This window comes from Micromonospora sp. LOL_025 (assembly GCF_048060285.1).
Taxonomy (GTDB): domain Bacteria; phylum Actinomycetota; class Actinomycetes; order Mycobacteriales; family Micromonosporaceae; genus Micromonospora.
The window spans coordinates 58,327-76,411 of sequence record NZ_JBHMIR010000028.1 but is presented as its reverse complement, the minus strand read 5'-3'; the positions used below and the strand labels follow the sequence as shown (position 1 = coordinate 76,411).

Annotated in this window: 17 protein-coding genes; 6 read left to right on the top strand and 11 right to left on the bottom strand. The window is 73.6% G+C overall.

What is annotated here, in order from left to right; translation table 11 throughout:
* Positions 1 to 1,662, top strand: a 1,662-nt coding sequence (locus ACFHW0_RS25900) for a condensation domain-containing protein (protein ID WP_416611644.1), incomplete at its 5' end; no start/stop codon positions are given.
* 91 nt (positions 1,663 to 1,753) lie between these two features.
* Here the strand turns inward: ACFHW0_RS25900 and ACFHW0_RS25895 are convergent.
* Complete coding sequence (locus ACFHW0_RS25895) at positions 1,754 to 2,734, bottom strand: hypothetical protein (RefSeq protein ID WP_416611642.1); 981 nt, start codon at positions 2,732 to 2,734, stop codon at positions 1,754 to 1,756.
* Between the two features lie 147 nt (positions 2,735 to 2,881).
* Between ACFHW0_RS25895 and ACFHW0_RS25890 the strand changes: the two genes are divergently transcribed.
* Entirely contained in the window at positions 2,882 to 3,394 is a 513-nt protein-coding gene (locus tag ACFHW0_RS25890) for a DinB family protein (RefSeq protein WP_416611640.1), read from the top strand.
* A 21-nt stretch (positions 3,395 to 3,415) separates the two neighbouring features.
* On the opposite strand, the gene ACFHW0_RS25885 is transcribed toward ACFHW0_RS25890, so the two are convergent.
* The 3 genes from ACFHW0_RS25885 to ACFHW0_RS25875 are packed head-to-tail and all read right to left on the bottom strand — an operon-like array spanning position 3,416 to position 6,442.
* Positions 3,416 to 4,111, bottom strand: a complete 696-nt coding sequence (locus ACFHW0_RS25885; protein WP_416611639.1) for an HAD-IA family hydrolase — start codon at positions 4,109 to 4,111, stop codon at positions 3,416 to 3,418.
* Positions 4,112 to 4,148: 37 nt separating this feature from the next.
* The gene (locus ACFHW0_RS25880) at positions 4,149 to 5,282 is read right to left on the bottom strand and encodes a Gfo/Idh/MocA family protein (RefSeq protein WP_416611637.1); all 1,134 of its coding nucleotides are present in this window, start codon (positions 5,280 to 5,282) and stop codon (positions 4,149 to 4,151) included.
* On the bottom strand, positions 5,279 to 6,442 hold the full coding sequence (locus ACFHW0_RS25875; RefSeq protein ID WP_416611635.1) for a DegT/DnrJ/EryC1/StrS family aminotransferase: 1,164 nt from the start codon (positions 6,440 to 6,442) through the stop codon (positions 5,279 to 5,281). The genes ACFHW0_RS25880 and ACFHW0_RS25875 overlap by 4 nt, the downstream gene beginning before the upstream one ends.
* Positions 6,443 to 6,776: 334 nt before the next feature.
* Here ACFHW0_RS25875 and ACFHW0_RS25870 point away from each other — a divergent pair, with 334 nt between their 5' ends.
* The 4 genes from ACFHW0_RS25870 (at position 6,777) to ACFHW0_RS25855 (ending at position 9,171) form a co-directional block, all read left to right on the top strand.
* A complete protein-coding gene (locus ACFHW0_RS25870; RefSeq protein ID WP_416611633.1) occupies positions 6,777 to 7,208 on the top strand; it encodes a type II 3-dehydroquinate dehydratase in 432 nt (143 codons plus the stop codon).
* Between the two features lie 91 nt (positions 7,209 to 7,299).
* On the top strand, positions 7,300 to 7,653 hold the full coding sequence (locus tag ACFHW0_RS25865) for a DoxX family protein (RefSeq protein WP_416611632.1): 354 nt from the start codon (positions 7,300 to 7,302) through the stop codon (positions 7,651 to 7,653).
* A 9-nt stretch (positions 7,654 to 7,662) separates the two neighbouring features.
* Positions 7,663 to 8,598 carry an ROK family protein gene (locus ACFHW0_RS25860; protein ID WP_416611630.1) on the top strand — a complete coding sequence of 312 codons (936 nt, stop codon included), beginning with the start codon at positions 7,663 to 7,665 and terminating at the stop codon, positions 8,596 to 8,598.
* 12 nt (positions 8,599 to 8,610) lie between these two features.
* Complete coding sequence (locus ACFHW0_RS25855; RefSeq protein WP_416611628.1) at positions 8,611 to 9,171, top strand: NADPH-dependent FMN reductase; 561 nt, start codon at positions 8,611 to 8,613, stop codon at positions 9,169 to 9,171.
* A 5-nt stretch (positions 9,172 to 9,176) separates the two neighbouring features.
* Here ACFHW0_RS25855 and ACFHW0_RS25850 read toward each other — a convergent pair whose 3' ends face one another.
* The 7 genes from ACFHW0_RS25850 to ACFHW0_RS25820 form a co-directional block, all read right to left on the bottom strand.
* A complete protein-coding gene (locus ACFHW0_RS25850; RefSeq protein ID WP_416611626.1) occupies positions 9,177 to 10,685 on the bottom strand; it encodes an MFS transporter in 1,509 nt (502 codons plus the stop codon).
* The gene (locus ACFHW0_RS25845) at positions 10,682 to 12,532 is read right to left on the bottom strand and encodes an IucA/IucC family protein (RefSeq protein WP_416611624.1); all 1,851 of its coding nucleotides are present in this window, start codon (positions 12,530 to 12,532) and stop codon (positions 10,682 to 10,684) included. The genes ACFHW0_RS25850 and ACFHW0_RS25845 overlap by 4 nt, the downstream gene beginning before the upstream one ends.
* Positions 12,529 to 13,104, bottom strand: coding sequence for a GNAT family N-acetyltransferase (locus ACFHW0_RS25840; RefSeq protein WP_416611622.1), 576 nt, complete (start codon positions 13,102 to 13,104; stop codon positions 12,529 to 12,531). Before ACFHW0_RS25840 ends, ACFHW0_RS25845 begins: the two co-directional genes overlap by 4 nt.
* Positions 13,101 to 14,399, bottom strand: coding sequence for a lysine N(6)-hydroxylase/L-ornithine N(5)-oxygenase family protein (locus tag ACFHW0_RS25835; RefSeq protein WP_416611620.1), 1,299 nt, complete (start codon positions 14,397 to 14,399; stop codon positions 13,101 to 13,103). Before ACFHW0_RS25835 ends, ACFHW0_RS25840 begins: the two co-directional genes overlap by 4 nt.
* 28 nt (positions 14,400 to 14,427) lie before the next feature.
* Complete coding sequence (locus ACFHW0_RS25830) at positions 14,428 to 15,984, bottom strand: pyridoxal phosphate-dependent decarboxylase family protein (RefSeq protein WP_416611618.1); 1,557 nt, start codon at positions 15,982 to 15,984, stop codon at positions 14,428 to 14,430.
* Positions 15,985 to 16,125: 141 nt separating this feature from the next.
* Positions 16,126 to 17,367, bottom strand: coding sequence for an MFS transporter (locus ACFHW0_RS25825; protein WP_416611616.1), 1,242 nt, complete (start codon positions 17,365 to 17,367; stop codon positions 16,126 to 16,128).
* On the bottom strand, positions 17,364 to 18,074 hold the full coding sequence (locus ACFHW0_RS25820) for a siderophore-interacting protein (protein ID WP_416611614.1): 711 nt from the start codon (positions 18,072 to 18,074) through the stop codon (positions 17,364 to 17,366). Before ACFHW0_RS25820 ends, ACFHW0_RS25825 begins: the two co-directional genes overlap by 4 nt.
* Positions 18,075 to 18,085 lie beyond the last annotated feature (11 nt).

The following is an 18,085-nucleotide window of genomic DNA, read 5'->3' as shown; positions in this document are numbered from 1 at the left end:
CCCGCCGTGATCATGGTCCTCGACCGGTTCCCCGTCGGCGGCACCGGAAAGATCGACAGACGGGCGCTACCGGAACCGGGCTCGCAGCGCCCGGACCTCGGCGTGGACTACGTCGAGGCCGAGACCGACGAGGAACGTCTCGTGGCCGGAGTGTTCGCGACCGTCCTCGGGCTGGACCGGGTCGGCACGCGGGACAGCTTCTTCGCCCTCGGCGGCACCTCCCTGCAGTCCGCCGCCGTCGCCGCCGCCGTCGACGAGGCCGCCGACGTCGTCGTACCCGTCTCGCAGATCCACCGCACACCCACCCCGCACGGCCTGGCGCACTGGCTCACCACCGCGCCCCGCCGCCCGACGGCCGAACCGGAACCGCCCGTCACCGGCCGTCCCGGCCCGACCGGGCCCGTCCCGCTGACCCTGTCGGTCGGCAAGTTCGTCTGGCTCCCCTTCGACCTGGTCTGCCCGGCCACCTGGTGGATCGAGGGCGAACCGGACCTCCGCGCGCTGATGGCGGCGCTCGGCGACGTGCACCGGCGGCACGAGGCGTTGTACGCCCGCTACCGGCGGGTGGACCCGCCCGTGGCCGTCGTCCCGCCGAACCCGGGCATGCCCCCGCTCCGGCTGCTCACCGACGCCGCGAGCGAACAGGAGGCGCTCGACCAGCTCGCCGAGGCGGTGCAGCAGCCGCTGGACTACACCCAGGGCCGCAACTGGCGGGCCGCGCTCGTCCGCGAGAGATCGACCGGACGGATCCTCTTCGGCGTCGGCATCCACCACATCGCCTTCGACGGGTGGTCACACGGGCTGCTCGTCCGCGACCTCGGCCACGCCTACGCCGCCCGCCTGGCCGGCCGGGCACCCGCGTGGGACCGCCCCGCACCCACGCTGCGCCAGTTCCACGACGAGCACACCCGCCTGCGGGCCGCCACCGACCTCGACGCGCAGCGGGACTACTGGCGCGCGCAGTTGCGGGGACTCGCCCGCCAGGGCGAGGGCCGACCCCAGTCGCTCCTGGAGCAGACCCCGACCTGGGGCCCCCGGACCGGGCACGTCGTCGCCGTCCCTGCCGAGGTGCTGGACCGCTGGGACCGGGCCGCCCGGGAACACCGGTTCAGCCGCTCCACCTACTTCGCCGCCGCGTACGCCTGCGCGCTGCGCACCATCCACCAGCAGGACGACATCGCCCTGCTGATGATCGTCGCCCAGCGCGGCAGCCGGATCCTCGACTCCACCCTCACGAGCAGGATCACCTCCAACTGCCTGCGGGTCCGGTTCGACGGGCCGGAGAAGGACCTGATCCGCGCGGTCCAGCGCACCGCGGACGGGCTGATGGCCGCCCAGGACGTCTCCTTCGTGGAGATGACCACCGACCCGGTCCTCGGCATGTCCCGCGAGGTGGCGAACAGCCTGCCCTCCTTCGCCTACCAGGACAACCTCGTCCCTCCGCTGGAGCTGCCCGGCTGCCGGACCGAGGAGGTCGTCGACCCGTACGCCCGGGAGTGGTCGGGTTCCTGCGTCGCCGAGGTGCTTCCCAATGCCGCGGGCGCCCTCCTGCGCGTCACCATCCGCACCGACCTGGTCCCGCCCCCCGTCGCCGAGATGCTGGCCACCGCCATGCTGCGCTTCCTGAAGGCCGGACCCGAGGCCGCCGACGAGGCGCGCTGAGAAGGCCCGCCGAGGCCTCGACCCGTCTGCCACCGGAGTCACCCGGGCCGCGTCCGCGGAGGAACGACGCGCCGCTGGAACCGGCCCACGGTCAGGGCCGGAAGCGTTGCCTCAGGTACTCGTGGATCGGCGCCAGGTCCTCGGCGGTGAACACGGTGGTGGCATGGTTCTCCCGCTCGCCGTAGCGGTCGACGCTGTAGCGCAGCGGCTCGTGGTGACGCCGGATGACGTACCGCACGTCCATGCCGAACGCCGCCGACTCGGCGGTGCGCACGAACCGGTGCAGCGGATGGCCGCTGCGTTCCGCCCGTTCCACGAGTTCGGTGGTGACCAGGGACAGGTCGGGCCCCTCCGAGATGATCCGCAGCGGCGGGCCCGGACGCTCGGTGCGGTACGCCCGCGTGATCGCCGCGAGGTCGAGGGCACGCAGCGCGGCGAGTTCCTCCTCGTCGGCCCAGCGGATCCGGAACCCCACGCACGGCCAGCCCAGCGGGCGTGGGGCGGAACGGTTGCCGACCTCGGTCAGCAGGACCCGGGTGACGTCGGCCAGGTCGTCGGCGGCGTACACCGGATCGCCGAGCTTGGCCACGCCGTGGTCGCGCAGGTGCAGCTCGAACCGGCCGGCGCGTTCGGCGATCCGGTACGACTGCCGGTCGCGGGTGGCGACGAAGGGGTTGCCGTACAACTCCGCCGGCGGCCACCAGCCGCACTCGCGCAGCCAGTCGCCCGCGACGGGGTCGAGTTCGTCGGCGGTGACCGCTCGCACGCTGCCGGGCGGATCGAGCCTGCTGGCGATGGCCCACAGCTCCTCGCAGGCGGCCTGCTCGCTGTCGAAGACGACCGGCTCGGGGCCTTGGGTGTCGGCCGGATAGCGGGCGGGGCGGTACAGATCCCGGACGGTGACGATGTACCGACCGTCCTCGATCAGCAGGTTCCACGCGCCGTGGCAGATCGACGTCGACCTGGCCGCTGCGCGACTCCGGCTGTCCAACGTGTCGTAGTGCGGGGCGTGCACCTGGAACGGGTCGTGGCCGGCGGCGCGCAGGCGCTGCTGCAACTCCAGAAAGTTCACCCGGTCATGGTGCACCTCCCGCACGGGTGCGGCGCGGGCGGCCAGGCCGGCCGCCCGCGCCCGCCGGGGTGCGGGCGGGATGATGGCGAAAGGGGCCGGCAGGTCCCGACGCCCGAAAGCGTCGGTGCCGGACACTACGGTGGCCCGATGACCGATGCTTCCGTCGCGCCCCTGGTCCGCAGCCGCCCTCCGGAGGACGGTGACGAACGCGAGACCCTGTCCGGCCTGCTCGACTTCCTGCGGGCCTCGGTGGCGCACAAGGTCGCCGGGCTCACCGACGAGCAGGCCTTCGGCCGACCCGTGCCCGCGTCCGCGCTCGCGCCCGCAGGGCTGGTCAAGCACCTGACGGGGGTGGAGCGGTACTGGTTCAGCATCGACTTCGCCGGTCACGAGCTGCCTCCGCCGTGGACCGACGACGAGCCCGGCGCGTTCGCTCTCCGCCCGGAGGACTCGCTGGCGGAGATCGTCGAGGCCTACCAGGCCGAGTGCGCGCGGTCCTCGGCGGTCGTGGCGGGCGCGGCGCTCGACGACCGCGCCCGGGCCGCCGGGGTCTCCTTCACCCTGCGATACGCGCTCGCGCACATGATCCAGGAGACCGCGCGTCACTGCGGCCACCTGGACCTGCTGCGCGAGAGCATCGACGGGCAGGCCGGCGAGTAGCCGGAAACCGCCCGACGCGGGTCAGTGGACGAGGGCTGCGGGGCAGTGCGCGAGCAGGTCCGCCGGGGCGTGGAGGACCAGGTCGGGGCCGGCGGCGAGCAGCGCGGCCACGTCCCCGCCGTGCCAGGTGGTGGCGACGGCGGTCGCCCCGGCGTCCCGGCCGCTGAGCAGGTCGATGACCGCGTCGCCGACCATCATCGCCTGCTGCGGCGGCACGTCGAGGTGGCCGAGCGCCTGGAGCACGATGTCCGGGGCGGGCTTCGGGCGGGCCACCTCGTCGGAGCCGATCACCTGCCCGAAGAGGCCCAGCACGCCGAGCTGGTCGAGCAGCGAGCGGGCCCGGGGGCCGGCCTTGCCGGTGGCGACCGCCATCCGGATCCCCCGGGAGTGCAGCGTCTCCAGGGTCTCCCGCACGCCGGGGAAGAGCGGCACCAGGTGGGCCATCCGGTAGCTCTCCCGGACGAACGGCTCCTCCATCTCCAGCGGCAGCCCCATCAGGCGCATGATGTCCGGGAAGTACCGGCCCATGTGCCGGTTGTACTCCTCGAACGGCGCCGGCCCGTCGCCCACCACCTCGGCGTACGCGATGCTGAACGCCTCACGCATGACGGCCGAACTGTCGACGATGACGCCGTCGAGGTCGAACACGACCGCGCGGATCGGGCCGCGGCCCGGCGACGGCGGGGTCACCTCGACGGTGGACGATGGATGGCTCATGGCTGCTCCCGGAAGCGAGTGGGGCCGACGGTGGTTCTCACCGGTCGTGACGGCCCGCCAGCGCGTGCTGCCGCTCCGGCGCGGTGGGCCGGGCGGACTGGTAGATCCGCTCGATGATGTCGATGGTCCGGTGGGCCTCGGCGACGGCCGCGCCCCGGCCGGTCGGATCGGCGAGCAACCCCGGGAGGGCGTCGAGCTGGCGGTCGTACTCGGCGCCGATCGGCTCCTCGGGCAGCGACAGCCGGACGGTCTCGCCGTCCCGGGTACGGGTCAGCACCGGCGTCGGCTCCCGGTTGGGGCTGAAGCCGAACGTGCAGCGCAGCGTCGCCGACCCGGCGGCGCCGTGCACGGTGACGGTGGTGCGGTCCAGCGACTCGTGGGAGGCCCAGCAGGCGTGCAGGGCGACCGAGGACCCCTCGGCGGTGAGCAGGAAGCCCCGGGCGGTGTCCTCGACGTCCCCGGGGGCGCGGCCACCGGCGCCGGCGTCGCTGCGCCAGGCGGCGTGGGCGGCGCTGTCGTTGACGAAGTCGTCGGAGACGCTGCCGATGGCGTGGATGACCCGGGTGGGGCCGAGCATCGGCAGCACCGTGTCGAGCAGGTGCCAGCCGAGGTCGACCAGCGCTCCCCCGCCCGAGAGGTCGCGCCGGGTGAACCAGCCGCCCGCGTCGGGCACCCCCCGGGCGCGGACCCAGGCCACGTCGACGTGCCGGATCGGGCCCAGCTCGCCGGCCACGCCGGTCAGGGCCCGGATGTCGGCCCGGTAGCGGGCGGCGCTGCCGGCCAGCAGCACCGCGCCGCCGTCGCGTTCCGCGTCGGCCAGCAGGGTCGCCTCGGCGGAGGTCAGGCAGACCGGCTTCTCCAGGAACACCGGTACGCCCCGGCGCAGCAGCCGGACGGCGACGCTGGCGTGCAGGTGGTTCGGTACGGCCACCACCACCAGGTCGACCGCCCCGGCCGGCAGCTCGTCGACGTCGGCGTACGCGGACGGGACGTGGTGGGTGGCCCGGGCCCGCTCGCGGACGCCGGGCTGCGGGTCGACCACGGCGGTCACCTCGAAGCCCGGATGCGCGGCGAGCCGGGGCAGCCAGATCTCCCGCCCGGCCCACCCGAGGCCGGCCACCGCGACCCGCACCGGTCGGTCGGGCGCGGTGGCCGGGGGCAGGGCCGTCATCCGGCGAGGACGTCGGCGAGCACGGCGGCGATGTCGTGCATCTGCTGCTCCGTGCCGAGCAGGGTGCGGTGGTGCAGCCAGATGCAGTCGGAGTGGATCTGCTCGACGTTGGGGCAGCGGGCCGCGATCGCCTCGACCGACTCGTCGGGGGCGCCGGCCTTCCAGAAGCCCTCGCACCGGTAGATCGCCCGGAACGCCACGAACGCCGGGACGCCCCGGGCGATGAGCGCGTCGACCACGGCACGGCGGCGCTCCATGCTGATGCCGGGAACGCGGAACATCGCCATGTAGTGCGGGTTACGGTCGGTACGCGGGTCGGTGGTCTGCGGAACCACGCCGGGGATCTCGGCGAGCAGGCTCGACAGCAGCGGCCAGCGCTGCTCGCGTACCGCGATCTGGTCGTCCAGGCGGGACAGCTGGGCGCGCAGCACGGCGGCGGTGAACTCGCCCATCCGGTAGTTCGAGCCGGTGGTGCCGTGCAGGTAGTCCCGGTCGGTGCGGGGCCGGCCGCAGCTGTGCACGAGGAACGCCCGCTCGCGCAGCTCCTCGTCGGGGAAGACCACCGCCCCGCCCTCGCCGGCGGTCATCAGCTTGCCGTTCTGGAAGCTGAACGCGGCCACCGAGCCGAGCGCCCCGGCCCGCTTGCCCTGCCACTGCGCGCCGTGGGCGTGCGCCGCGTCCTGGAGCACCGCCACCCCCGCGTCGGCGGCGAGCTTGTCCAGCGCGTCCATGTCGGCGAACTGGCCGGCCATGTGCACCGGCATGACGACCTTGGTGCGGGGGGTGATCGCGGCCTCGACGGCGGCCGGGTCGACGCAGTAGGTGTCGAGGTCGACGTCGACCGGCACGGCGACCGCGCCGAGGCGCTGCGCGGCCAGCGAGGACGAGATGAACGTGAAGGCCGGGACGATCACCTCGGTGCCGGGCCCGACGCCGAGCACCTCCAGGGCGACCTCGAGGGCGTGGGTGCCGTTGGTGACGGCGAGCGCGTGCGGCGTGCCGTGGTAGTCGCCGAACTCCCGCTCGAAGGAGTCGACCTCGCTGCCGCCCATCCGCCACCACTGGCCCTGTTCGAGGGCGCGGATCAGTCCGGCGCGCTCCTCGTCGCCGAACTGCGGCCACTCCGGGAACTCGGACACCGTCGAGGGCTGACCACTCATGACTTCCCACTTCCCAACTCGGGCAGACCAGGGGCTTCGCCGGACCATCGGGCGGGACGACCGGGGACCGCCGGTACGCGGTCCGGGCGCACCGGGGCGCCGATGGCCGGTTCGAGGTAGGTGACGCATCCGTTGGAGCCGGCGGCGTCGCTTCGGCAGGGAGGACGGTAACCGAAGCGGACGCGCGGTCACCGCCCCTAACAGCCCCTAGCCACCCCTTAGTCCGCCGCGCCACGGCCACCGCCGGTTCGCCCGGCGCCGCGGGCGTAGTAAGACTGCGGTGGACCAGTCATCGGGCCTTGTCGGGACAGGGCCGCGCCCCGCGAGGTGAAGCGTGTCGGACGTGCTGCTGCTGAACGGCCCGAACCTGGGCATCCTCGGCCGACGGGAGCCGGAGATCTACGGCACCGACACCCTGGACGACATCGAACGCGCGGTCGGCGAGGAGGTCGCGGGGCGGGGATGGCGGGTGGTGGCCGAGCAGCACGACTGCGAGGGCGCCCTGATCCGCGCCATCCAGAACAACTACGACACCGTGGGCGCCATCGTCAACCCGGGCGCCCTGATGATCGCGGGCTGGAGCCTGCGCGACGCGCTGGCCAACTATCCCCGGCCCTTCGTCGAGGTGCACCTGTCCAACGTCTGGGCCAGGGAGAGCTTCCGGCACGACTCGGTGATCGCCCCGCTGGCCAGCGGCGTCATCGTCGGGCTCGGGTCGCTGGGCTACCGCCTGGCCGCCCGCGCCCTCGTCGCGACCGTCCGGTGACGACCCGGCCCCGCACCGTACGGCCCCATCGGCGTCGATGCGCCAGCGGTACGGTCGTCCGCACGTTCCGACTCTTCCCGAAGGACACCACGTGCACATTCCCATCCTCGTCCTGACCCTCATCCTCGCCGCGGTGTTCCTCGGCACCGCCGTGCCGAAGCTCACCGGGCAGGCGCAGATGCGCGAGCGGATGGACCACCTCGGCGTCTCGCCCGGCCTGACGCGCCTGCTCGGGGTGCTGGAACTCGCCGCGGTCGCCGGGCTGCTGCTCGGTCTGCTCTGGCCGCCGCTGGGCATCGCGGCGGCGATCGGTCTGGCCCTGCAGATGGTGGGCGCGGTCGTCTACCACGCCCGCGCGAAGGACCCGGCCGCGATGACCCTGACGCCGGTGATCTTCGCGGTGGCGGCCGTCGCGCTCGTGGTCCTGCACGTGCTCGAGGGCTGAGGTCCGGACGTGACCGTTCCACAACCGACTCCCGGTGTGCTGGGCGTCGACGTCGGCGGCACCAAGGTGGCGCTGCGCGCGGAGGCGCCCGGACGGCCGGCGTACGACCGGACCTTCCGCTGGCCGCGCGGCGCCGACCCGGTTGCGGACCTGGCCGCGCTGGCGGCCGAGGTGGAGCGGCTGCGCGAGGCGTGGGGACCGGTGGGTGCGGTCGGGGTGGCGATGCCGGCGACCACGGACCCGGCGGGCACCGTCACCACCTGGCCCGGGCGGCCCGGCTGGGCGGGGCTGGACCTCGCCGGCGCGCTACGCCGCCTCTTCCCCGACGCGGCGACGGCCGTCGCCGACGACGGTGACCTCGCCGCGCTGGCCGAGGCCCGGCACGCCGGCCGGGACGACGTGGTCTACCTGGGCGTCGGCACCGGGATCGGCGGCGGCGTGGTGCTGGCGGGGCGGTCGGTGCCCGGCCGCTCCTCCGCCGAGATCGGTCACATGGTCGTCGCCCTCGACGGCGAGCGCTGCGACTGCGGCCGGCGCGGCTGTCTCCAGTCGATCGCGTCCGGCCCGGCCACCCTGCGCCGGGCGGGCGCCGGCCGCGGCGACGAGGTGAGCTTCGACGACCTGCGGGCGGGGCTCGACGAGCGCCGACCGTGGGCGGTGGAGGCGGTCGACGCGAGTTGCCGGGCGCTGGCGGCGGCGGTGGTCAGCCTCGGCGAGCTGCTGGACCCGGCGCTGGCGATCGTGGGCGGCGGGTTCGCCGCCGGCCTGCCCGGCCTGGTGCCGCTCGTCGCCGAGCGGGCCCGGTCCGCCGGCCGGCCCGGACGGCCGGCGCCACCGGTGCGGGCCGCCGCCCTGGGTGCGCTGTCGTCCCTGCACGGCGCGGTGGAGCTGGCCCGTGGCCTGACCGGCACGCCGGCCCCCGCGTGTCCCATCCCCACCCCGTAGAAGGAGATCAGCATGGTCAGGATCGGTGTCATCGTCGGCAGCACGCGGCCCGGGCGCAAGGCCGACGCCGTGGCCCGCTGGGTGACCGAGGTCGCCGCCAAGCGGGGCGACGCCACGGTCGAGCTGGTCGACATCGCCGACTACGACCTGCCGCACTTCGACGAGGTGCTGCCGCCGTCGATGGCGCCGTCGAGGCGCCCCGCCGTCCGCCGCTGGGCGTCGACCGTCGCCGGGTTCGACGGCTTCGTCTTCGTCACCCCGGAGTACAACCACTCGATCCCGGGCGCGCTGAAGGACGCCGTCGACTTCCTCTTCAAGGAGTGGCAGCACGCGTCCGCCGGTCTGGTCAGCTACGGCGTGCACGGCGGCACCCGGGCGGCGGAGCACCTGCGGCTGGTGCTCGGGCAGCTCGGCGTGGCCGACGTCCGGTCCCAGGTCGCGCTCTCGCTGACGACGGACTTCGTCAACTTCCGCGACTTCCGGCCGGCGGCGCACCACGAGCAGGCCCTCGGCACCATGCTCGACGAGGTGGTCGCCTGGGCCGGCGCGCTGCGCACGCTCCGCCGGAGCTGAGTGCCTCAGCCGGCCCGCTCGGCCCGGCGCAGCAGCGCGGCGGCGACGCAGCCGCCCGCGAAGACGGCCACGGCGCCGACCGTCTGGCCGGTCTCCAGAGCGGAGCGGAACGCGTCGGAGACGAGCGCGCGCTCCGGCTCGGTCCGCGCGGCGGCCAGCGCGGCGGGGAACGATCCGGCGCCCGCCACGGCGGCGGGCAGCAGCGCGGCGAACCGGGCGTTGAGGATCGCGCCCAGCACGGCGATGCCGAGGCTGCTGCCGACCTCCGTCATGGTGCCGTCCACGCCCGCCCCGGCCCCGGCCTTCTCCGGCGGGATCGCGCTCATCACGGCCTCGACGATGGCCGGGTTGGCCACGGCGCAGCCGGCGCCCATCACGAGCAGGCCCGACAGCAGCACCCCGTAGCCGTCCGACGGGGCGTGGGTGATCAGGGCGAGACCGGCGGCGAGCAGCGTCATGCCGAGGGCGATCGAGTACGCCAGCCCGAGGCGACGGATCACCAGTGCGGCGACCCCGCCCACGTTGAGCAGGACGATGGAGAGCGCGAACGGCATCATCCGCAGCCCCGCCTCCCAGGCCGGGTAGCCGCGTACGAACTGGAGGTGCTGGGTGAGCAGGAACAGCGCGCCGGTGGCGCCGAAGGTGATCAGGACGACGCCGGAGACCGCACCCACGAAGCGGGGGTTGCGGAAGAAGTGCATGTCCAGCATGGGGTCGGCGACCCGGCGTTCCCAGGCCACGAAGGCGGCGAGCAGGAGCACCCCGGCGACCGCCGCGCCGAGCACCGGGGTGGCCCCCCAGCCGTGCTCCGGCCCGGCGATGATCGCGTAGACGACCCCGGTCAGGCCGGCCGTGGAGAGCAGCACGCCGCCCAGGTCGAGCCGGCCGCCGGCCGGCCGGCGCGACTCGGGCACCAGCGCCCGGGCCGCGACCAGGCAGACCAGCACGATCGGGACGTTGACCAGGAAGATCGCCCCCCACGGCAGGTGGGCGAGGACGAGCCCGCCGAAGGGCGGCCCGGCCGCGAAGCCCAGCGCGCTCGCCGCCGCCCAGAGGCCGATCGCCCGGGACCGCTCGGCGTCGTCGAAGACCTGCATCGCCACCGCGAGGGTGGCGGTGACCAGCAGCGCGCCGCCGATCCCCATGCCGGCGCGGGCCGCGATCAGCTGGCCGCTGGACTGGGCGAGCCCGGCCGCCAGCGACCCGAGCCCGAACAGCACGAGGCCGGCGAGCAGCATCCGGCGGCGGCCGTACCGGTCGGCGGCGCTGCCCGCGGTGAGCAGCAGTCCGCACTGGACCAGCGCGTACGCGTTGATCATCCACTGCACGTCGGCGGTGCTGGCGGCCAGCTCGGTCGTCAGCACGGGGATCGCCACGGTCAGCACCGTGTTGTCGAGCACCACGGTGACCTGGGCGAGACAGAGCACGGCGAGGATCAGCCACCGGCCCCGCACCCGGCCGTCGGCGTCGCCGGCCGGTGCCCCGGCGGGGGGCGCGAGCGTCGTGGTCGTCATCGGGCCGCCGGGGCGAAGCGGGCGATGGGGTTGGTCAGGGTGCCGACGAGTTGCAGCGCGGCCGACGGGTCGGCGAGGTCGACCATCTGCTGGTTGTTGCGCAGCTGGAGCCGGTTGAGGCAGGACAGCGCGAACTCCGGGGCGAACAGGTCGTAGCGCCGCAGCCGCTCGGCCAGGTGCGGGACGCTGTCGGCGTAGTCGGCGGCGCACCCGGCGACCGTCCGCCAGAAGGCCTCCTCGTCCAGGACGCCCTCGGTGACGAGGATGGCGCTGAGGTAGCGCAGGAAGCCGTCGAAGACGTCGGTGAAGATGGACAGCAGCTTCATGTCCTCCGGCACGTCGGCCCTGATCCGTTCGACCAGCGGGGGCAGGTCGGCGTCCGGGTCCATCACCACGATCTCCTCGGCGATGTCCTTGAAGATCGCCCGTTCGACCGTCCCGCCGTCCAGGACGAGGATGACGTTCTCGCCGTGCGGCATGAAGGCCAGGTCGTGGGCGTAGAAGCTGTGCAGCAGCGGGGTGAGGTAGGCGTCGAGGTAGCGGCGCAGCCACGCCTGTGGCGCCAGCCCCGACCGGGCGATGAGCGCGGCGGCGAACGAGCGGCCCTCGCGGTCGGTGTGCAGCAGGGACGCCATGGTGGCCAGTCGCCGGCCCGGCTCCAGCGCGGGCACCGGGCTCTCCCGCCACAGGGCCGCCAGCATCTTCCGGTACGGGGAGTACCGGTCGGTGGCCGCCTCGTACTCCAGGTGCCGGTACCCGACGGCGGCCCGCTCGCGGATGATCGTCAGCCCGGTGCGCTTGAGGACCTCGTCGCCGTCGATCAGGTCGGCGAGCCACTCGTTGATGGCCGGGGTGGCCGCCATGTACGCGGCGGAGAGCCCCCGCATGAAGCCCATGTTCAGCACGGACAGCGCCGTCTTGACGTAGTGCCGGGACGGGTCGGTGACGTTGAAGAAGGTGCGGATGGACTGCTGGGCGAGGTACTCGTCGGGGCCGGGGCCGAGGCACACCAGCCGGCGCTGCGCCACCTCGGCGGCGAACGTGACGGAGATCCTGTTCCACCACTGCCACGGGTGTACCGGGATGAACAGGTAGTCGGCCGGGTCGAGGCCGAGCCCCGTCAGGGTGTCGGCGAACCCGGCGCGGGTCTCCTCGTCGAGTTCGGCGCGGATCAGGGTGTCGTAGTCGAGGTCGGCGGCGCAGCTGAAGCTCGTCCGGTCGCGGTGCCCGGCCACCCAGAGCAGCCGCAGCGGGCGGCCGGCCTCCGGGGCGTACCCGTGGTATTCGTCGATGCCGAAGCCGATGCGGCCGTTGTTCGCGACGAAGCCCGGGTGGCCCTCGGTCATCTGGGTCTCGATGGCCTGGAAGTCCGCCTCGGCGAGCTCGGCGGCGCTGACCGCCGGCTTGTCGAGCTTGTACGCGGTGCTGGCCAGCGTGGAGCTGATCTCCTCCAGGTAGACGGGGAGGATCTCATCGCTCAGCCCGAGCGCCCCGCGCAGGTCGAGGCAGAACTCCAGGGCGTCCAGCGGCAGCTCGGCGTCGCCGCGGTGGCGGGTGATGCTGTCGGCGTCGATGCGCCAGTGGTCCAGGGCCAGCAGGCCCGCGGTGAACCGGTACACGACCTCGCCGTCGTCGCCGCGCACCTGGTAGCGCCGCTCCCCGGCGGCCGGGCCGGCGGCAGCGGGCTCGTCGGCAGGCACGGGCACGCCGGCCGGTTCGGCGGGCACGGGCTCGGGCGCGAGGAGCCGCTCGTGGGCGAACTCGGCCAGCGCCTTGCGGACCAGCAGCCGGTTGGCGTGCGCCCAGTTCGCGGGCGTCAGGTGGGCCACGGATGCGAGCGGGTTCACGCGGGCACGTCTCCTCGGGTTGCGGCATGGAACTGGTCACGGGTGCAGACGCTGAGCAGCGCGTCCTTCTCGGGCTTGCGGATCGGGCCGAGCACGGTGAAGCCGACGGCCGCGTTGAGCGCGTGCACCGCCGTGTTGCGCACGTCGGGCTCCACGACGACCCGCCGGGTCGCCGGGTCGGCGAAGAGCCACCCCATCACGGTGGTGATCACCGCCAGGGTGAAGCCGTGCACGGGGGCGTCGGCGGGCGCGCAGAGGAAGTGCATCCCGACGTCGCCGTCGGCCGCGTCGTGCAGGCCGACGAGTTCGACGTGGGCGGGGTCGTACCGCTCGGCGAGGAAGGCCGGTCTGCCCTCGTGCAGGCCGAGGAACGCGTCGTGGTGCGGGTGCGCGGCGATGCGCCGGTACTCCTCGGCGACCCGGGCCACGTCGGCGTCCTGCATGAGCCAGAACGCCGCCTTCGGGTGGGTCACCCAGTGGTGCAGCAGCGGCGCGTCGGCGTCCGGGTCGAGCGTACGCAGGGCGAACTCGCCGAGCCGGTCGTCGACGCGGCGGTGGATGACCTCGGTCACGACGTGGCCCCGGCCGGCACGCCGAACTCCTGGAAGGCGATGCCCTTCTCGATCGGGTAGTGCTCGCGGCCCAGCAGCTCCCGGATGATCCACGAGTTGCGGTACGGGCCCATGCCCAGGTCGGGTGAGGTGACGCTGTGCGTGTGGGTGCCGGCGTTCTGCAGGAAGATGCCCCGTCCGGTGTGGTCGATGCTGTAGTTGCGGGCCACGTCGAAGCGCCCGTGCGCGTCCCAGCGGATCCGGTCGCGCACCGGCTCCAGGAACTCCGGGACCCGGTAGTGGTAGCCGGTGGCCAGCACCAGCCCCTCGGTGTCGAGGGTGAGGTCGCGCTCCTGCTCGACGTGGCGCAGGCCCAGGGTGTACGTCCCGCTCGACTCGTCGTGGGCGGCGCTGGTCAGCGCGGTGTTGGTCAGCAGCCGGGTGCGGACCGGGCCGGGGATGCTCTTGGCGTAGAGCAGGTCGTAGATCTCGTTGATCAGGTCGGCGTTGATGCCCTTGAACAGCCCCTTCTGCTCGGATTCCAGCCGGTAGCGGGTGGGCTCCGGCAGGGCGTGGAAGTAGTCCACGTAGTCCGGCGAGGTCATCTCGAGGGTGAGCTTGGTGTATTCGAGGGGGAAGAACCGGGGCGACCGGGTCACCCAGTTGAGCTGGTAGCCGTACGCGTCGATGTCGGCGAGCAGGTCGTGGTAGATCTCGGCCGCGCTCTGCCCGCTGCCGACGACGGTGATGCTCCGCTTCGCGCGCAGCGCCGCCCGGTGCTCCACGTACCGCGAGTTGTGGATCACGTCGCCGCCGAGCCCCGCGCAGGCCTCCGGCACGTACGGCGGGGTCCCGGTGCCGAGCACCAGGTGCCGGGCCCGGTACGTGACCGACTCCCCGGTGGCCGTCACCGTGACCCGCACGGTGTAGTGCTCGTCGGCCGGGTCGAACCCGACGGCGGTGACCTGCTGCCCGAACCGGACGCTACGCAGCTTGCCGGCGGCCCAGCGGCAGTAGTCGTCGTACTCGCTGCGCAGCGGGAAGAAGCTCTCCCGGATGTAGAACGGGTAGAGCCGCCCGGACTCCTTGAGATAGCTCAGGAAGGAGTACGGCGAGGTCGGGTCGGCGAGCGTGACCAGGTCGGCGATGAACGGGGTCTGGAGCCGGGTCGACTCCAGCAGCATCCCGGGATGCCAGCTGAAGGTGTCCCGCGCCTCCAGGAAGAGCCCGTCGAGCTCGTCGATCGGCTCGGTCAGGCAGGCCAGGCCCAGGTTGTACGGGCCCAGCCCGACGGCGATGAAGTCGTGCGTCGACATGCGGTTCTCCAGAGCGGGGGGCGGATCGTCAGCCGACGGGGCAGGACAGCTCGGCGGTGGCCCTGGTCTGGGCGTACCAGCCGGCGTGCTCGGCGATGAGGTCGAGGACGTGGGCGATGTCGTCCATCGTGGTCTCGGGGTTGAGCAGGGTGAACTTGAGGTAGTGCGCGCCGTCGACCTTGGTCCCGGCGACGAGGCCGGCGCCGGAGGCCGCCAGCGCCTCGCGGGCGTACAGGTTGGCGTCGTCGACGACCTCCCGGCCGGCGGCGGCCGGCAGGTAGCGGAAGACCACGGTGCTCAGCTGCGACCGGGTCACCACCTCGAAGCGGGGGTCCTCGGTGAGCAGCTGCCACGCGGCGGCGGCGCGGTCGACCACCTCGTCGAAGAGTTCGCCGATCGCGTCCGGCCCCATGATCCGCAGGGTCAGCCAGAGCTTGAGGGCGTCGAAGCGGCGGGTGGTCTGGATGCTCTTGTCGACCTGGTTGGGGATGCGCTGCTCGACCATCCGGGCCGGGTTGAGGTAGTCGGCGTGCCAGGTGGCGTGCCGCAGCACGCGCCGGTCGCGCACCAGCAGCGCGCTGGAGCTGACCGGCTGGAAGAACGACTTGTGGTAGTCGACGGTGACCGAGTCGGCCCGCTCGATGCCGTCGAGCAGGTGCCGCCGGGTCGGCGACACCAGCAGCCCGCAGCCGTACGCGGCGTCGACGTGCAGCCAGACGCCGGCGGCGGCGCAGATGTCGGCGATCTGCGGCAGCGGGTCGATGGTGCCGAAGTCGGTGGTGCCGGCGGTGGCGACGACCGCCATCACCACCAGCCCCTCCTCCCGGCACCGGGCGATCTCCCGGGCCAGGTCGGCGGTGCGCATCCGCCGGTCGGCGTCGGTGGGCACGGTGACCACCGCGTCGGCGCCGAGGCCGAGCAGCTTGGCCGCCTTCTGCACGCTGAAGTGGCCGGCCGCCGAGGTGATGATGCGCAGCCGCGACAGCAGCTCCGGGCGGGACTGCCGCTCGGTCGCCCGGCCGACGAGGTTCGCGCAGGTCTCCTCGCGGGCCAGCAGCATCGCCTGGAGGTTGGACTGCGTGCCGCCGCTGGTGAAGATGCCGTCGGCGGCCGGCCCCAGGCCGATCCGGTCGGCGGTCCAGTCGACGAGGCGGCGTTCGATCAGGGTGCCGCCGGCGCTCTGGTCCCAGGTGTCCAGCGAGGAGTTGACGGCGGTGAGCACCGTCTCCGCGAGCAGCGCCGGGATCACCACCGGGCAGTTGAGGTGCGCCAGGTAGCGGGGGTGGTGGAAGTAGACGGCGTCGCGCAGGTAGACGTCGTGCAGCTCGTCGAGCGCGGCGCCGCTGTCGCCCAGCGGCCGGTCCAGGTCGATGCCGGCGATCCGCGGCACCAGCTCGTCCGGTGTCACGCCGGTGAACGGCCGGTCCACCTCGGCCATCCGGGTCGCGACCCGGCCGATCCCCTCGGCCAGCACGCGCCGGTAGTCCTCGACCGTGCCGGCGGTGAAGAGGTGGGCGCGGGCGCCGTCGGAGGCGGGGGTCACCCCGGTCGAAGGCACCTGGACGGTGGATCCGGGCAGGCTCATGCGGGTCCTCAGCGGTCGGAAATGGACGGTGGGGCGAGATGGCGGGACGTCACCATCCGCCCGCACTCGGTGATCGAGCAAGCTTAGGTTACCCTAACCTAAGGATGTGTCAACATCGTTGCCCACATTGAGCGGTATCACTCAGCCCGGCACCTTCGTCAACTCCCGCTCGCCCGGCGCCACAAGGGATCGGGGCGGGAATCGCCGCTGGTGCCCGAGGCCCAGCGCGACGCCGAGCGCCACCAGCACGACGGAGGCCACCGCGACCGCGGGATAGCCGAACACCTCGGCCGCGGCCAGCGCGATGGAGGCCGCCACGAAGGAGCAGACCAACCCGAACGACGACAGCACCGTGAAGTCCGTGCCGCCCGTGCCGGGCCGGGAGTAGTCCATGTTGACCGTGTAGAGCACGACGTTGGCGACCGTGTAGGCGGCCATGAAGCAGCAGAGCGCGGCGACCGTCCCGGCGAGCGGGGCCCGGCCGTCCATCAACGGCAGCAGCATCGCCGTCGACAGCGCGAGCGCCACTCCCCCGGCGACGAGCACGCGGGCGCGCCCGAACCGCCCGATCGCGGCCCCGGCGACCAGACCGGCCACGATGGCCGGCAGGCTGGTCACCACGCCGGTCACCACGCCGATGCGCCCCAGCGACCAGTCCGCGTCCACCAGGGCCGGCGTCACCAGGGCGTACGTCGCGCCCGCGCCGATGTAGACCAGCGGCACCACGCCGAAGGTCCAGCGGCGGCAGCCGGGCTGCCCGAGCACGGACAGCAGCGCCCGGTAGGCCTGGCCGGCGCTGGCGACGCGGTCGGTGCGCTCCGGCTCGCGGAACCGCCACACCACCAGCAGGCCGACGGCGGTCAGCGCGGCGAGCAACAGGATCGCGGGGGCCCAGCCGAACCGGTCGTAGACGATCACGCAGGCGCCGCCGCCGAGCAGGTTGCCGACGTAGCTCGCGGCGACCTGGATGCCGTTGCCGGTCCCCCGCGACCGCTCGGAGAGCAGCCGGACGGCGACGGCGTCGACGGCGATGTCCTGCGTCGCGGAGAGGAACACGTACGCGACGCAGATCGCGACGACCGGGCCGAGCTGCCCGGCCGGGCGGTCGAACGGCAGCAGGGCCAGCAGGGCGAGCACCAGGCCGCCCTGGAGCACCAGCAGCCAGGACCGGTAGTGGCCGCGGTGGCGGGAGCCGTACCGGTCGAGGACGGGCGCCCAGAGGAACTTGATCGGCCAGACCAGACCGACGAACTGCAACAGCGCCAGCGTGTCGAGGGAGGTGCCGCCGTCGCGCAGGATGGCGGTCAGCCCGACGGTGATGAAGCCGATGCCGAGGTACTGCGTGACGTAGAGCGCGGTCAGCGTGCCGAGCCGACCCCTCACCTGGCGCTCCAGTAGGCCAGCGAGGTGAGCTGGTGCTTGCCGACGCCCAGCGTCCGCCGTACGTGCTTGGTGATGCCGCGCGTGCTGGCCGCCTCGCAGGCCACCCAGTAGTGGGCGTCCTCGGCGGCGGGCAGGGCCGCGCAGACGGTCTCGACCAGGTGCTGACCCTCGTCGCGGCGCGGCACCCAGGTGACCTGGTGCTTGGCGTGGGCGCGCGGCGCCAGTTCCTTCTCGCCCTCGTGGGCGTACTCCAGCCAGACCGTCGCCGGGGTGTCGGGGGCCGCGGCGAGCAGGCTGTTCACCGCCGGCAGCGAGGCGGCGTCGCCGACCAGGTAGAGGTGCCGCGGGGCGGGGTCCGGCAGGCTGAACCCGGTGCCCTGCACGGTCGCGTCGATGGTGTCGCCGGCCTGGGCGGCGGCGGCCCAGCGGGCGGCGCATCCGTCGTGGATGGCGAACTCCAGGTCGAACCGCCCGGTCTCCGGGTCGGGGTCGACGAGGGTGTACGCGCGCTGGTGCGGCTTGCCGTCGTTGTCGAACCACAGCCGCACCCACATGGTGGGGTGCACGCCGCACGCCTCCAGCAGCCCGCCGCCGTCCATGCGCAGTCGGCGGTAGTGCTCGCCGACGGACTCGGTGCCGAGCACGGTCAGCCGGAATTCGCGGCCGCCCATCGCCTTGAGCACCAGGGCTTCCCAGTTTCGCTTCACGCACCCCTCCA